13 protein-coding genes are annotated in these 13102 nt (G+C 71.2%); 6 read left to right on the top strand and 7 right to left on the bottom strand.

The window, feature by feature from the left end:
- Positions 1-3: 3 nt before the first annotated feature.
- From H521_RS0102245 to H521_RS0102235, 3 genes are all read left to right on the top strand, one after another.
- Complete coding sequence (locus H521_RS0102245; protein WP_022891406.1) at positions 4-996, top strand: amidohydrolase family protein; 993 nt, start codon at positions 4-6, stop codon at positions 994-996.
- Between the two features lie 39 nt (positions 997-1035).
- A complete protein-coding gene (kynU, locus tag H521_RS0102240) occupies positions 1036-2310 on the top strand; it encodes a kynureninase (protein WP_022891405.1) in 1275 nt (424 codons plus the stop codon).
- An 82-nt stretch (positions 2311-2392) separates the two neighbouring features.
- The gene (locus H521_RS0102235) at positions 2393-3937 is read left to right on the top strand and encodes a PucR family transcriptional regulator (protein WP_022891404.1); all 1545 of its coding nucleotides are present in this window, start codon (positions 2393-2395) and stop codon (positions 3935-3937) included.
- 79 nt (positions 3938-4016) lie between these two features.
- Here the strand turns inward: H521_RS0102235 and H521_RS21045 are convergent, their stop codons facing one another.
- Together H521_RS21045 and H521_RS0102225 are read right to left on the bottom strand one after the other, a co-directional pair.
- Positions 4017-5495: a GH1 family beta-glucosidase gene (locus tag H521_RS21045; RefSeq protein ID WP_245560915.1), complete on the bottom strand. Its 1479-nt coding sequence runs from the start codon at positions 5493-5495 to the stop codon at positions 4017-4019.
- A gap of 128 nt (positions 5496-5623) precedes the next feature.
- Complete coding sequence (locus H521_RS0102225; RefSeq protein WP_022891402.1) at positions 5624-6769, bottom strand: M14 family zinc carboxypeptidase; 1146 nt, start codon at positions 6767-6769, stop codon at positions 5624-5626.
- 225 nt (positions 6770-6994) lie between these two features.
- Here H521_RS0102225 and H521_RS0102220 point away from each other — a divergent pair, with 225 nt between their 5' ends.
- Together H521_RS0102220 and H521_RS0102215 are read left to right on the top strand one after the other, a co-directional pair.
- Positions 6995-7189 (top strand): DUF1918 domain-containing protein, encoded by a 195-nt coding sequence (locus H521_RS0102220; RefSeq protein WP_022891401.1) that lies wholly within the window; start codon positions 6995-6997, stop codon positions 7187-7189.
- A gap of 88 nt (positions 7190-7277) precedes the next feature.
- Positions 7278-8048: an SGNH/GDSL hydrolase family protein gene (locus H521_RS0102215; protein WP_022891400.1), complete on the top strand. Its 771-nt coding sequence runs from the start codon at positions 7278-7280 to the stop codon at positions 8046-8048.
- 19 nt (positions 8049-8067) lie between these two features.
- Here the strand turns inward: H521_RS0102215 and H521_RS0102210 are convergent, their stop codons facing one another.
- The 5 genes from H521_RS0102210 to H521_RS24845 all read right to left on the bottom strand — a co-directional run bounded on the left by H521_RS0102210 (position 8068) and on the right by H521_RS24845 (position 12537).
- A complete protein-coding gene (locus H521_RS0102210) occupies positions 8068-8565 on the bottom strand; it encodes an FBP domain-containing protein (RefSeq protein WP_022891399.1) in 498 nt (165 codons plus the stop codon).
- A gap of 81 nt (positions 8566-8646) precedes the next feature.
- Positions 8647-9561, bottom strand: a complete 915-nt coding sequence (locus H521_RS21040; protein ID WP_022891398.1) for a bile acid:sodium symporter family protein — start codon at positions 9559-9561, stop codon at positions 8647-8649.
- 72 nt (positions 9562-9633) lie between these two features.
- Positions 9634-10467, bottom strand: coding sequence for a hypothetical protein (locus H521_RS0102200; protein ID WP_022891397.1), 834 nt, complete (start codon positions 10465-10467; stop codon positions 9634-9636).
- Positions 10468-10592: 125 nt separating this feature from the next.
- On the bottom strand, positions 10593-11978 hold the full coding sequence (locus H521_RS21035) for an aminotransferase class V-fold PLP-dependent enzyme (protein ID WP_022891396.1): 1386 nt from the start codon (positions 11976-11978) through the stop codon (positions 10593-10595).
- A gap of 130 nt (positions 11979-12108) precedes the next feature.
- Positions 12109-12537, bottom strand: a complete 429-nt coding sequence (locus H521_RS24845) for a hypothetical protein (RefSeq protein WP_022891395.1) — start codon at positions 12535-12537, stop codon at positions 12109-12111.
- A 72-nt stretch (positions 12538-12609) separates the two neighbouring features.
- On the opposite strand from H521_RS24845, the gene H521_RS24840 reads away from it, so the two are divergent.
- Positions 12610-13089 (top strand): MarR family winged helix-turn-helix transcriptional regulator, encoded by a 480-nt coding sequence (locus H521_RS24840; protein WP_022891394.1) that lies wholly within the window; start codon positions 12610-12612, stop codon positions 13087-13089.
- Positions 13090-13102: the final 13 nt, after the last annotated feature.

The following is a 13102-nucleotide window of genomic DNA, read 5'->3' as shown; positions in this document are numbered from 1 at the left end:
CGGGTGGGCAAGATCGACGTCCACACGCACTTCGTGCCGAAGGGCTGGCCCGACCTCGCCGCGCAGGTCGGGCCCGGGCCTTGGCCGTGGCTCCGCGTGGACTCCGAGCGCGAGGCCATGATCATGGTCGGCTCGAGCGAGTTCCGCCGCATCGATCCGCGGTGCTGGGAGGCCGAGGCGAGGCTCGCCGACATGGATGCCGACGGCGTCGACCTGCAGGTCGTCTCGCCCACTCCGGTCTTCTTCTCCTACGAAGCCGGTCCACGTGAGGCCGCCAAGGTGGCGCGCATCTTCAACGACCTCGCCCTCGAGGTCTGCAGCCCGGCCCGCGATCGGCTGCTGCCCTTCGCCCAAGTGCCCCTGCAAGACACCGACGCGGCGTGCGCCGAAGTCGATCGCGCCATGGCAAGCGGACATGTGGGCGTCGAGATCGGCAATCACGTCGGCGACCGCGACCTCGATCACGAGGGCATCGTCACGTTCCTGCAGCACTGCGCCGACCGCGGCATCCCCGTGCTCGTGCACCCGTGGGACATGCCCGACTCGCCGCGCCTCGACCGCTGGATGGCGCGCTGGCTCACGGGCATGCCCGCCGAGACCCATCTCTCGATCATCGCGATGATCCTCGGCGGCGTTTTCGATCGGGTGCCCCCGAGCCTGCGCATCTGCTTCGCCCATGGCGGCGGCTCCTTCGCCTTCTGGCTCGGCCGTTTCGAGAACGCCTGGCACCAGCGGCCCGACCTGATCGGTGTCAGCGAGCGACCGCCGTCGGCCTACGTCGATCGATTCAGCGTCGACTCAGTGGTGTTCGACCCCGCCGCCCTGCGACTGCTCGTCGACACCTTGGGCGCCGAGCAGGTGATGCTCGGCAGCGACTATCCCTATCCGCTCGGCGAACGGCCCGTAGGTGCGGTGGTCGAGCGCGCCGACTTCCTCACCCACGCGCAGAAGACCGCGATCCGCCACGGCAACGCCCGGCGCTTCCTGGCCCTCTGACCGCACCCGCCCCTGAGCCGCAAAAGGACGACGCACACCATGAGCCTCGCGACATCCGCCCCTCTCGCCATCGATCGCGCGACCTGCCTCGCCCTCGACGCTGCCGACCCGCTCGCCGCGTATCGCGACCGTTTCGCGCTGCCCGACGACCTCGTCTACCTCGACGGCAACTCGCTCGGCGCCCTGCCGCAGGCGACGGCGGCGCACGTCGCGCACGTCATCACCGAGGAATGGGGCACCGGGCTCATCCGCAGCTGGAACGATGCCGGGTGGTTCGCGAAGCCGCTCGTCCTCGGCGATCGCATCGCGCCCCTGATCGGCGCGGCCGAGGGCGAAGTGGTGCTCGGCGATTCGACCAGCGCGAGCCTCTTCCAGGTCGCCGTCGCCGCGGCGCGGCTGCGTCCCGATCGACGCGTCATCGTCTCGGAACGAAGCAATTTCCCGACCGATCTCTACATCCTCGACGGCGTGCAGCAGCTCCTCGGCCGGCCGGCGCCCCTCGAACGACGACTGATCGACGACGGCGGGCCGAGCCTCGACGAGGTGCTCGACGATGACGTCGCCGTCGTCGTGCTCACCCACGTCGACTATCGAACGGGCCGCATGCACGACATGGTCGAGGTCACCCGGCGAGTGCACTCGGCCGGCGCGATCATGGTGTGGGACCTCTGCCACAGCGTCGGAGCGGTGCCCGTCGATCTCAACGGCGCCGACGCAGACTTCGCGATCGGCTGCACCTACAAGTACCTGAACGGCGGCCCGGGCTCGCCGTCGTTCATGTGGGTCGCCGAGCGGCACCACGCCGTCGCGAGCCCGGCCGTGACGGGCTGGCACGGACATGCCACGCCGTTCGACTTCGACGTCGAGTACGTGCCGGCCGACGGTGTCACGCGCTTCCGTGTCGGCACGCCGCAGCTGCTGTCGATGGCGGCGCTCGAGGCGAGCCTCGAGATCTGGGGCGAGGTCGACCTCGCCGACGTGCGGGAGAAGAGCCTGCGGCTCACGGAACTGTTCATCTCGCTCGTCGACTCGCGGCTCGCGCCGTGGGGCGTCGAGGTGGTCACGCCTCGGCAGTCGGCCAAGCGCGGCAGCCAGGTCGCACTGCGGGTCGACGACGGATACGCCGTGATGCAGGCGCTCATCGAACGCGGCGTCATCGGCGACTTCCGCGCACCCGACCTCATGCGATTCGGCTTCGCCCCGCTCTACGTCTCGCATGCCGACGTCTGGGACGCGATCGCCGTACTCGAGGAGGTGCTCGCGACCGGCGTCTGGCGCGAGCCGCGGTTCGCGCGGCGCGGCACGGTCACCTGAGCCGCGACATCCGACGCCGACAGGTACACTCGGGCCTGAATGTTCGACGCCGCGTACATTCCCCGGCCGAGAGGACTGGCTCGTGCAGCCGACCGTGCAGACCCTGCTCGACCGCTCCGAGCTCGGCCTCGGCCTGCTCACTCCGGCGGCGACCCTGCCCGACGGCGCTCTCGCGGCCCCCGTCGTCTGGGCGCACAGCTCCGACCTCGCCGACCCGGCGCCGTTCCTCGACGCCGGGCACGTGCTGCTGACGACCGGCACGCAGTTCGGCGACGACGCCGATGCCGGCTTCGCCGAGGACTACGTGCGGCGGCTGCGCGAGACTGGGGTCGCCGCGCTCGGCTTCGGCACCGAGGTCATTCGCGAGGGCACGCCCGAGTCGCTCGTCGCGGCGTGCACCGCGCAGGGCCTGCCGCTCTTCGAGGTGCCCTATCGCGTGCCGTTCATCGCGATCGCGCGCACCGTCGCCGACCTGATCGCCGAAGACGCCTATGCCAGGCAGGCGTGGGCGCTCAATGCGCAGCGAGCGATCTCGCTCGCCGCACTGCGACCCGACGGCCTGTCGGCGACCCTCGTCGAGCTCTCCCACCGCATCGGCGCGTGGGTCGGCCTCATCGATGCCACGGGCTCCCTCGATCGCGAAGCGCCATCGAGCGGGCTCGGCCAGCCGCTGCTCGGCGAGGTCGTCGGCGAGGCGCGCTCGATGCTGCGCCGCGGGCAGCGCGCCAGCCGCACCCTGCTCGCCGGCGAGTCGACGAGTGCCCCGCAGCGGATGACCCTGCAGACGCTCGGCAGCGGCGGCGGGCTGCGCGGCGTGCTCGCCATCGGCGACTCCGCCGAGCTCGACCAGGCCGGACGCGAGGTCGTCACCTCGGTGATCGCACTCGCCGGCCTCGCGCTCGAGCAGAACCGAGACCTCGACCGGGCCAGGGGGCACCTGCGATCAGGGCTGCTCCGCGGCATCCTCGCCGGCGACCTCTCGCTCGCCGAGCGCGTCGCGACCGAGATGTGGGGGCCGCTGCCATCTGCGCCGATGCGCATCGCGGTGACGGATGCCCCGCTGACGAACGTCGATCGTCTGACCGAGTTGCTCGAGCTGCGGGTCGACGAGCGCGGCGGGCGGCTCTTCTTCGCCCGCGACGACGAGCAGTTCGTGCTCGTGCTCGAGGAGGCCGACCTCGGGCTCGCCGACGAGCTCGCGGCCGAGTTCGAGCTGCCGGTCGGGCTCTCCGACACCGTCGGATCCGGCGGCATCGCCGCCGCCCACGAGCAGGCGCTGCGGGCGCTCGAGCGGGCTCGCGAGTCAGGGGCGGGCGTGGTGCTGTTCGACGAGATCAGTCGTCAGGGCGTGCTCGCGTTCCTCGCGCGCACCGATGCCAGAGCGGTGGCCCTCGCGACGCTCGCACCGCTCACCGAGCACGACGCCGCCAACGGCACGACCTTGCTCGCGACGGCACGCACCTGGCTCGAGCACGGCGGGCAGTTCGACGCCACCGCGAAAGCGCTCGGGGTGCACCGGCACACCGTGCGCAGCCGCATCGCGCTCGCCGAGCGGCTCCTCGGCCGCGACCTCTCGGGGTTCCACGCGCGCGCCGACCTCTGGGCGGCGCTGCTGGCGGTCGACTGAGCGCCCGCTCTGCTCTCAGCCGAGCCTTCCGGCGGTCGAACTCCGCCACCGAGCTCCCCGGCCGCCGAGCTCCCCGAATTCACGCCGCGCCGTTCTCCTGGTTCCGCGCAACGCGCTCGCGCGCGATCAGCTCGCGGTACCACTCGAACGAGTCCTTCGGCACGCGCTCACCCGACTCGAAGTCGACGTGCACGAGGCCGAAGCGCTGCGTGTAGCCCTCGGCCCACTCGAAGTTGTCGAGGAGCGACCACAGGTAGTACCCGCGCACGTCGACGCCGAGCTCGATCGCCGCGCGCACCGCGTCGATGTGCTCCGCCAGGTAGGCGGTGCGACGCTCGTCGTGCACCGCCCCGTCGACGACCTCGTCGGGGAACGATGCGCCGTTCTCGGTGATCACGATCGGCGGCAGCCGCTCGCCGTAGTCGCGATCGAGCGACACCAGCAGCTCGGTGAACGCAGCCGGCACGATCGGCCAGCCGAACCCGGTCGTGGGCACGCCCTCGAACTCGACGGGCTCGAACGGCAGCCCGGCGGTGGCGAACTCCGAGCCGTCGGATGCCGCGGCCACCCGCGTCGGGTTGTAGAAGTTCACCCCGTAGAAGTCGAGCGGCGCCCCGATCAGCTCGAGGTCGCCGTCGGCGAGCCCGGGCATCGCGTCGAGCCCGAAAGCCGAGAGGTCGGGGTAGGCGCCGGTGAGCACGGGGCCCGCGAAGATGCGGTTGTAGACGAGGTCGAAGGCGCCGGCGGCGAGGCGGTCGCCCGGGGCATCCGTCGCCGGCACGACGAGCGTGTGGTTGTTCGTGATGCCGACCTCGGCGCTGCCCCGAGCGCGGATCGCCGCGACGGCGAGCCCGTGCGCAAGCAATTGGTGGTGCGCGGTGGGCAGGGCCCCCATCATGAGCGCGTGCCCCGGCGCCTGCGTGCCGAGGGCATATCCCTGCAGCGTCGTCATGGCGGGCTCGTTCAGGGTGATCCAGCGGGCGACCCGATCGCCGAGGCGGTCGACGACGAGCGCGGCGTAGTCGGCGAAGCGAGCGGCGGTATCGCGGTTCAGCCAGCCGCCCGCGGCCTCGAGCGGCTGCGGCAGATCCCAGTGGTAGAGCGTCGGCACCGGGGCGATGCCCTCGGCGAGCAGCGCGTCGACGAGGCGGTCGTAGTACGCGAGCCCCGGCTCGTTCGCCGGCCCCGCCCCGGTCGGCTGCACTCGCGGCCACGCGATCGAGAAGCGGTAGTCGTCGACCCCGAGCGTGGCGAGCAGGGCCACGTCGTCGCCGTACCGCCGGTAGCTGTCGGCCGCGACCTCGGCGGTGGTGCCCTCGAGCACGCGACCCGGAGTGCGGGTGAACACGTCCCAGATCGACTCGCCGCGCCCGTCGGCACTCGTCGCCCCCTCGATCTGGAAGGCCGCCGTGGCGGCACCCCAGCGGAAGTCCCGCGGCGAGCGCGGCGGTTCGGCCGAGTGGTCGGGAGTGGCGGCATCGCCCATGAGAACCTCGCTGTTCGTCGGCAGGTCGCGATCAGCGGATGCCGCGGCATCCGCTTGCTCAAAGTGGGACAAGCGACCCACTCTCGTCACCATAGCCGGGCTGCCCGGTCTGCGGAAGGGTGCGCGACCACGTCGCACGACGAAGCGGCGGGCCGCCGGCATCGCCGGAGACCCGCCGCTTCGCCATGCGGCGACCGGACTCAGCCGACCGGGATCACGCCGTCATCGGTCTGGTAGCCGGTGACCGGTGCGTGCGGGATCTCCTCCCACCGGGCCGGGTCCTCCTGGGCGACCTCACCGGTTGCCATGCCCATGAGCAGTTCCGTCAACGCGAGCACGTTCTGGTGGATCGACTTGCCGCGAGCCTTCTGCCCGAGGCTGCCGTCGCTCGTGTTGCCGCTCGTCTCGAAGAAGATCGCCGGGTTGCTGTGACCTTCGGGGTTCAGGCCCTTGTAGTCGTACCCGAGCATCATCGCCGAGACGACCCCGCCCTTGATGTCGATCTCGAGGCTGCCGCCGACCTGGTAGCGGTCCATGTTGATGGACCCGTACTTCATGAGCTCGTCGTACACGTGCACGTGCATCTGCCGCGTCAGCGTGTCGTACGCACCGCCTTCGATGCCCGGCAAGGTCGGTCCGCCCGGGGCCAGCGAGATGCCGAGCGACAGCGTCACGTCGTCTCCCGTGCCGTACTCCGTCTTGAGCCCCTGGTGGTGGATGTCGACGGCGAACGCCGGGTCGACCATCGTCCAGTACTCGTAGTACGCCTCGGACTCGGCGGCGACGAAGCGGTTGTCGCCCCAGTCGCGGTTCAGGTCGATGCGGGTGTCGGAACCGTCTTGAAGGATCGTATGGCGGATGTTCGCCTCGGATCCGTCGGGGTTGTACATCGGGATGACGTGGAACGTGTACGTCTCGCGCAGCAGCGCCCAGTCGGCGGAGCCGTTCGTGCCGAGGTCCTTCAGCACGGCCAGCAGCGTCTCGGTGCCGTAGGGCTCGTTCCCGTGGATGCGGCCCTGCAGCCACACCGCCTCGGGCCCGTCGCCGACGGTGGCGACGTACAGGTCGCGACCCTGCTCGGATGTCGCGACCTCGGTGCCGATCTCGGCAAGGGTCGAGACCTCCACGCCGAAGCGCGAGGTGCGCTCGAGCCGGTCGAGTTCGGCGATGACATCGGCGTACGTGGCGATGCTGGAGATGTTGGTGTTGCCGTTGGGTGACGGGAAATTCGGGTCAGCCAGCGCGGGCGAACCCGCGGCCAGCGGGGCCGCCACGGCGAGGGCCGCTGCGGCTGCGAGGACGGTGGTGCGACGACGGCGATTCGGTGACGTCGAGACTTCGGTCATCTGTTGCTCCCCTGTGAGTTCGACGCGCCGCCAAGGGCGGCACGCGCCCGCGGAACCTGCCCCGAAAGGCCCTCCCCCTGGACGTGCTTCGGAGCGTACGGATTCGGTTCCATGCACGTCAAGGGACGCGCGTCCGCGCTTCGGAGGATGTCCGGCACCGATCGTCCGGCACCTTCCGCACGGCGAGCGCCCGGCGTACGCTGGAACGAGCGAGAGGAGAATGCGATGCAGGCAAGCGTCGGAGCACACCTCGTCATCCATGGCAAGCAGGTCGGCCAGTCGATGCGCCGCGGTGAGATCCTCGAGGTCCGCGGAGACGACGGCGGCCCGCCCTACCTCGTGCGATTCGAAGACGGGCACGAGACGCTGCTGTATCCCGGCGCCGATTGCGTGCTCGAGCACGAGCAGCACGCGAGCTGAGGCTGCCCGCGGGCTGAGGCTGCACACTCACGTGCACCGGCAGCAGCACCGGCGCTGGCGCCGCGCCGCGCCGCGATACCGTGGACGTATGTTCCACTCCTATGCGGCGATCGGCGACAGCTTCACCGAGGGCGTCGGCGACGAACTGCCCGACGGCTCCCCGCGCGGGTGGGCCGATTTCGTCGCGCTCGGGCTCGCGGCGGTCGCTCGTGAGCCGATCGGCTACGCGAACCTCGCGATCCGCGGGCGAAAGCTCGGTCCGATCATCGACGAGCAGCTCGACGCGGCCATCACCCTGAAGCCCGAGCTGCTGAGCTTCAACGGCGGCGGCAACGACATGCTGCGCCCCCGCATGGACGAGCAGGCCACGGCCACGCGATTCCGGGGCGCGATCGAGCGCATCCGTGCCGCCGACATCCACGTGCTCATGCTGAGCGGAGCGAACCCGACCGAGCACCTGCCCATGGGCAAGGTGTTCGATGCGCGCGGCGCGCGCCTCACGGCGGCGCTCGTCGACCTCGCCGACATGCCGGGTGTCACGTTCGTCGACAACTTCAACGACCACGTGCTGCGCGACATCCGCTACTGGTCGGCCGACAAGCTGCACCTGAACGCGCTCGGCCACGCCCGCGTCGCGAGCAACGTGCTCACCGGTCTCGGCCTGCCGGTGCCCGCCGAGTGGGGCGTCGAAGAGGTCGCGGCCGCCGCGGCCGGCCCGCGCAGCCGCAACACCGCGGCGTACTACCGCGAGTTCGTGCTGCCCTGGATCGGGCGACGCCTCACCGGCCGCTCGTCGGGCGACGGGCGCACGGCGAAACGGCCGAGCCTCGAGCCGGTGGCAGCGGATGCCGCGAGCTGACGCCTGCGGCTGACGCGCGTCAGCGCACCGCGAGCACGTCGGCGACGAACGCCCGCGTGCGCCGGGCGAGCCCTTCGATGCGCTCGAGCTCGTGCGCGCTCGGCTGCACCTCTGACGGCGCCGGCGGCCGGCCGAGCCGCACCGTGTCCTGACACGCGAGGTCGGCGCAGATGTACGTGCCCACGCTGTCGCCGCGCTCCCCTCGCACGCCCGCGCGCCGCGCCGAGAACATCTCGACCTGGTCGCCCGGCTGCTGAGTGTGGCACAGGTCGCAGATCGCCGCGCGATGATGCGAGCCCGTGCGCTCCGCGGCGCGCAGCACGATGCCGGCGGGGGCTCCCTCGAGCTCGGTGATGAGGTAGCCGCGAGCGGGGATGCGCGGATCGCGCCACGAGAACGCGTCGAGTGGAGCCCACTCGGTGATGAAGAACCGCACCGGCAGCGAGAGCTGTTCGAGCTCCGCCGCGCTCGCGTTGCCGAGCGATGAGCGGATGTCGGTCTCGACCAGTGGCTGCATGCATTCCCCTCCGTGCGTGACTCCAGTCTACGAACGGGTCGCGCGCTCGGCGCAGCTGCGAACCGGGCAGCCCCCTTCAGCTCATCGCGATGACGGGCCGGCCGCGGGCACCGCGCCCGTTGCGGCATCCGCTCGCTCTGGTGCCGCGCCGCGGCCTCGGATCAGGAAGCCGAACGCGAGGGCCACGAAGAACATGAGCACGCCGTAGACCGCGGCGGGCAGGCTCATCTCGACGCTGCCGATGACGGTCTGGGCGATCACGATCGCGAGGGTCGCGTTGTGGATGCCGATCTCGAACGAGCTCGCGATCGACTGGGCGCGGTCGACCCGGAGCATCCGCGGCACCACGAAGCCGACCGTGAGGCTCAGCAGGCAGAACACCACCGTGATGCCGGCGAGGCTCGCGACGTTCTCGAGCAGCAGTTCGAGGTTCGAGACGATCGCGCCGGCGATCACGATCACGAGGATCACGATGGAGGCGATGCGCACCGGCGTGTCCATGCGGTCGGCGAAACTCGGGCGCCACCACCGCACGAGCATGCCGAGCACCACCGGCAACAGCACGATCGCGAAGACCTCGAGCGTCTTGGCGAGCTGCAGGCCGAGAGTCTCGTCGCCGGGAAGGAAGTAGGCGATCGCGAGGTTCGTGATGAGCGGCAGCGTGAAGACGGCGAGCACCGAGTTGATCGCGGTGAGCGAGATGTTCAGGGCCACGTCGCCCCGGAACAGGTGGCTGTAGAGGTTCGCCGTCGTGCCACCGGGCGACGCCGCGAGCAGCATCATGCCGACCGCGAGCACCGGCGGCAGCTGGAACACGAGCACGAGCCCCAGGCAGAGCGCGGGCAGCACGAGCAGCTGGCAGAGCAGGGCGACGATCACGGCCTTCGGATGCTTCGCGACCCGCGCGAAGTCGCCCGGCGTGAGCGAGAGGCCGAGCCCGAACATGATGATGCCGAGGGCGAGGGGCAATCCGATGGTGGTCAACGCTGATCCCATGCGCTCAGTGTGGCGCATCGCGCGCGCTGTGGGAACGGCGAATTCTGCGCGACCGCTCGCCTGCCTGGGCGCTCAGCGGGCGACGGCGCCCGACGACGACCACTCGTCGTAGGTCATCGGCGTCGGCCCGTCGTCGACCGGCGCCGGAACGAACACCCAGACGCCATCGACCGACGCCTCCGTGAGCGGCACGATCGACCACTCCACGCCCGTCGATCGCTCGGTCCACACGAGTTCGACGGCGCTCGCCGGATGCAGCCCGACCGGTGGTTCCTGATCGCCGAACTCGTCGGCGGTGATGAACTGCCGGATGCCGCGGCGCGCGAACTCCGTCTCGGTCACGCAGTTCGCGCCCCAGCTGCTCCACTGTTCACGCTGGGCGATCATGCAGACGTCACCGTCATCGCGGAACACCCACACATCGTGTCCGACGGCGTGCCCGATGCTTCGGAAGGTCGAGACTGCTTCCGTGCCGAGCACGGCGACGAAGGCTCGAGGGCCGGCATCGACGGCGTCACGGCCGCGGTCGAAGACCTCGAGTCCGCGCGGCGAGTCGCCGAGGTTCGGCGATGAGCCGATCGCGATGGCGATGCCGAGACCGATGGCGGCGACGGCCAGCACGCCCGCGCCGACGATCGCGGGTCTTCGCCACCAGTGAGGCCGGCTGGCATCGCTCGGCTCGCTCGTGCCGGAGGTGACGCTTGCAGCCGCTGCCGCCGCGCCTCGTTCGAGGCGGGCGCTGCGCGCGAGCCGCTCGCGCTCGTCGCGCGCATCGAGCTCAGCGAGTTGCCGCTCGACGATGGCGAGCTCGGTCATGGCCTCTGCCGTGTCGCCGCCGGGCGTGCCGTAGATCACGCGCCGCAACTCGTCGCGGCGAGCGAACAGACGTGCACGGTCGAGGTCCATCGACGGCTCCCACGTTCAACGCTACGCCGCCGCGCGGGCGCGCGCACCCCTCAGCATCACCTCGGCGAGCGGTGCGACGTCAGCGACGCGAGGCGACGCGAGACTCGCGGGCTCAGGAACCTGCGTCAGCCGGCGAAGCTCGGCCAGGGCCGGTCGTCGACCCGCGGGCACCAGCCGGCGGGCGAGTGGTCGTAGTCGTGCGCCGGGCCGTCGGCGATGAGCCGGGCCAATGCGTCGAGGAACCGGTCGATGTCGTCGGCCGAGCTGCCGGCACCGAGGCTCGCGCGAAGCCCGTTCGACCGGGTCGCCGCGCGCTCGAAGAAGGGGTGGGCGCAGAATCGACCGGCGCGCACCGAGATGCCGTGCTCGGCGCCGAGTGCCGCGGCGAGCAGGCCGACCGAGCCGCGCTCGAGTTCGATCGTGGCGATGCCGAGACGGTCGACCGCCTCATGTGCAACGGCACCCACCGACGACGACGCCCCCGGGAACCCGCGGATGACCCGGACCCCCGCCTGGGCGGCGAGCCCGTCGTGCAGGCGATCGGAGAGCGCCCGTTCGTGCTCGTGTCGCGCCTCATCGCCGAGTCGCTCGAGCTCGACGAGCGCGGTGGCCAGCGCCACAGCGCCGACCACGTTCGGCGTGCCGGCCTCGTGCCGATCGACGCCCTGCTTCCAGTCGACGCCCTCGATGCGCACCGCTGCGACGGCGCCGCCGCCGGCGAGGTAGGCAGGTGCTGCGTCGAGCCAGTCGCCACGGCCGACGAGCGCCCCGGCGCCGAAGGGCGCATAGGCCTTGTGACCCGAGAAGGCGAGGTAGTCGATGCCGGATGCCGCGAGGTCGACGCGGCGGTGCGGCAGCAGTTGCGCGGCATCGACGGCGATGCGCGCACCGTGGGCGTGCGCGATCGCGGCGAGCCGATCGATGGGCAGCACCTCACCGGTGACGTTCGAGGCGCCCGTCACCGAGAGCAGCGCGGCGGGACATCGGGCGAGCTCGGCATCGAGCGCGTCGAGCGTGGCGTCGATCGTCGCCCGCCCCTCGACGACGCGGCGCGATCGCCACGGCAGCAGGTTGGCGTGATGCTCGAGGTCGAGCACGACCGTGTCGCCGGGCACCGCCGCCGCGAGCAGGTTGAGCGCGTCGGTCGTGTTGCGGGTGAAGACCACGAGGTCGTCGTCGCGAGCGCCGACGTGTCGCGCGACGGTCAGGCGGGCCTCTTCGACGAGCGACGTCGACACCTGCGAGGGATACCCCGACCCGCGGTGCACGCTCGCGTAGTACGGCAGTACGCGAGCCACCTGCTGCGTCACGACCTCCAGAGCGGGGGCGGATGCCGCGACGTCGAGGTTCACGTGGCGTACACGCCCGCCGCCGAGCACCGGCACCTCGAGCCCGGCGTCGGCGAGCACCGCGAGCGGGCCCGGAGCGCTGGTCGGCAGCGACGCCGCGACATCCGTCTGGGCAGCGAGGCTCGAGCCCCGACGGGCGGTGCGCTCCTCGATGCCGATCACGGATTCTCCTCAGCTGGCGGTCTGGCGACGACGCTACGGAGGAGTGCGCTCGGCCTCAATCATCGCGCGCCATGGGGTGTCACACCGCGACACATTGCGACACACTCGCTCGGCGCTGCGGCGCGGCTCGTCACCGCTTCCACCACGCCCAGGTCGCCAGTGCGACGGTGAGCATGATCACGGCCACCCCGAGCGGAACGTGCAGCGCGGTGAGTGAACGGAACCCTGCGAACGCCTGCAGCGACATCAGGGCGAGCAGGCCGGTCGTCGCGGCAATGGGCCACCACGGCCCGCGCCCCACCCACCGAACGAGCACCGCCGCGACGATGCTCACCATCACCGCGATGCCCGCCACCGTCGCGAGTTCGCGGTGCATCGCGAATGCCGAGTGATCGCCCGCCATGAACTGACCGGCGAGCACCGCCTCGCCGAACATCAGCACCGCCGTCACCGACAGCGCCACCTGCAGGAACCGGAACGGCCAGCGCGGCGCAGCATGGCTCGACTCGGGCGAACGGGACTCTTCGGGCGAACGCAGCACCTCGTGGGAAGTTGACATGGTCGGAGCCTACCCCGAATTAGATCCATCTGGATCAGTTGCGTTCGGATCGAGTTACGGCAGACTCGTCGTATGAGCGAGAACGAGGGGCAGGTCGCGATCGAGGTTGGCGTACTGCTGCATCAGGTGTACTCACGGGCGACCGCAGGGCTGAACGCCGAGCTGCGCCCGATGGGCCTGACGAGCCGCCACGTCTCGGTGATGTTCCTCATTCGCGACGGCGTCGAGACGCAGCGCGACCTCGTCGCCCAGCTCGGCACCGACAAGACCGGCATGGTGCGGGTGGTCGACGACCTCGAGCGGCTCGGTCACCTCACTCGCACGCAATCCGCCCGCGACCGCAGGGTCGCGCTGCTCCGCCTCACCGCCGAAGGCGAGGCGGAGCTGCGCCTCGCACAGCAGCGAACCAAGGCCGTGGCCGACGAGTTGTTCGGCCCGATCGGGGGCGACGACCTCGGTGCGCTGCGATCGATCCTGCTGCGGGTGCTGCGGGGGCCGGCAGCGCCGGCGCCCGACTCAGCGGACGCGGCCGCCGGCGCAACGAGCGGCTGACACCGGCGGCCAT

Source organism: Agromyces subbeticus DSM 16689, assembly GCF_000421565.1.
Taxonomy (GTDB): Bacteria; Actinomycetota; Actinomycetes; order Actinomycetales; family Microbacteriaceae; genus Agromyces; species Agromyces subbeticus.
The sequence above is the reverse complement of the archived record's forward strand: the minus strand, read 5'-3'. Positions and strand labels throughout refer to the sequence as shown.

Coding starts and splice junctions, on each gene's coding strand:
- H521_RS0102220 (WP_022891401.1), top strand. CDS start 6,995: ATGCAGGCAAGCGTCGGAGCACACCTCGTCATCCATGGCAAGCAGGTC.
- H521_RS24840 (WP_022891394.1), top strand. CDS start 12,610: ATGAGCGAGAACGAGGGGCAGGTCGCGATCGAGGTTGGCGTACTGCTG.
- H521_RS21040 (WP_022891398.1), bottom strand. CDS start 9,561: ATGGGATCAGCGTTGACCACCATCGGATTGCCCCTCGCCCTCGGCATC.
- H521_RS0102215 (WP_022891400.1), top strand. CDS start 7,278: ATGTTCCACTCCTATGCGGCGATCGGCGACAGCTTCACCGAGGGCGTC.
- kynU (WP_022891405.1), top strand. CDS start 1,036: ATGAGCCTCGCGACATCCGCCCCTCTCGCCATCGATCGCGCGACCTGC.
- H521_RS0102225 (WP_022891402.1), bottom strand. CDS start 6,769: ATGACCGAAGTCTCGACGTCACCGAATCGCCGTCGTCGCACCACCGTC.
- H521_RS0102200 (WP_022891397.1), bottom strand. CDS start 10,467: ATGGACCTCGACCGTGCACGTCTGTTCGCTCGCCGCGACGAGTTGCGG.
- H521_RS24845 (WP_022891395.1), bottom strand. CDS start 12,537: ATGTCAACTTCCCACGAGGTGCTGCGTTCGCCCGAAGAGTCCCGTTCG.
- H521_RS0102210 (WP_022891399.1), bottom strand. CDS start 8,565: ATGCAGCCACTGGTCGAGACCGACATCCGCTCATCGCTCGGCAACGCG.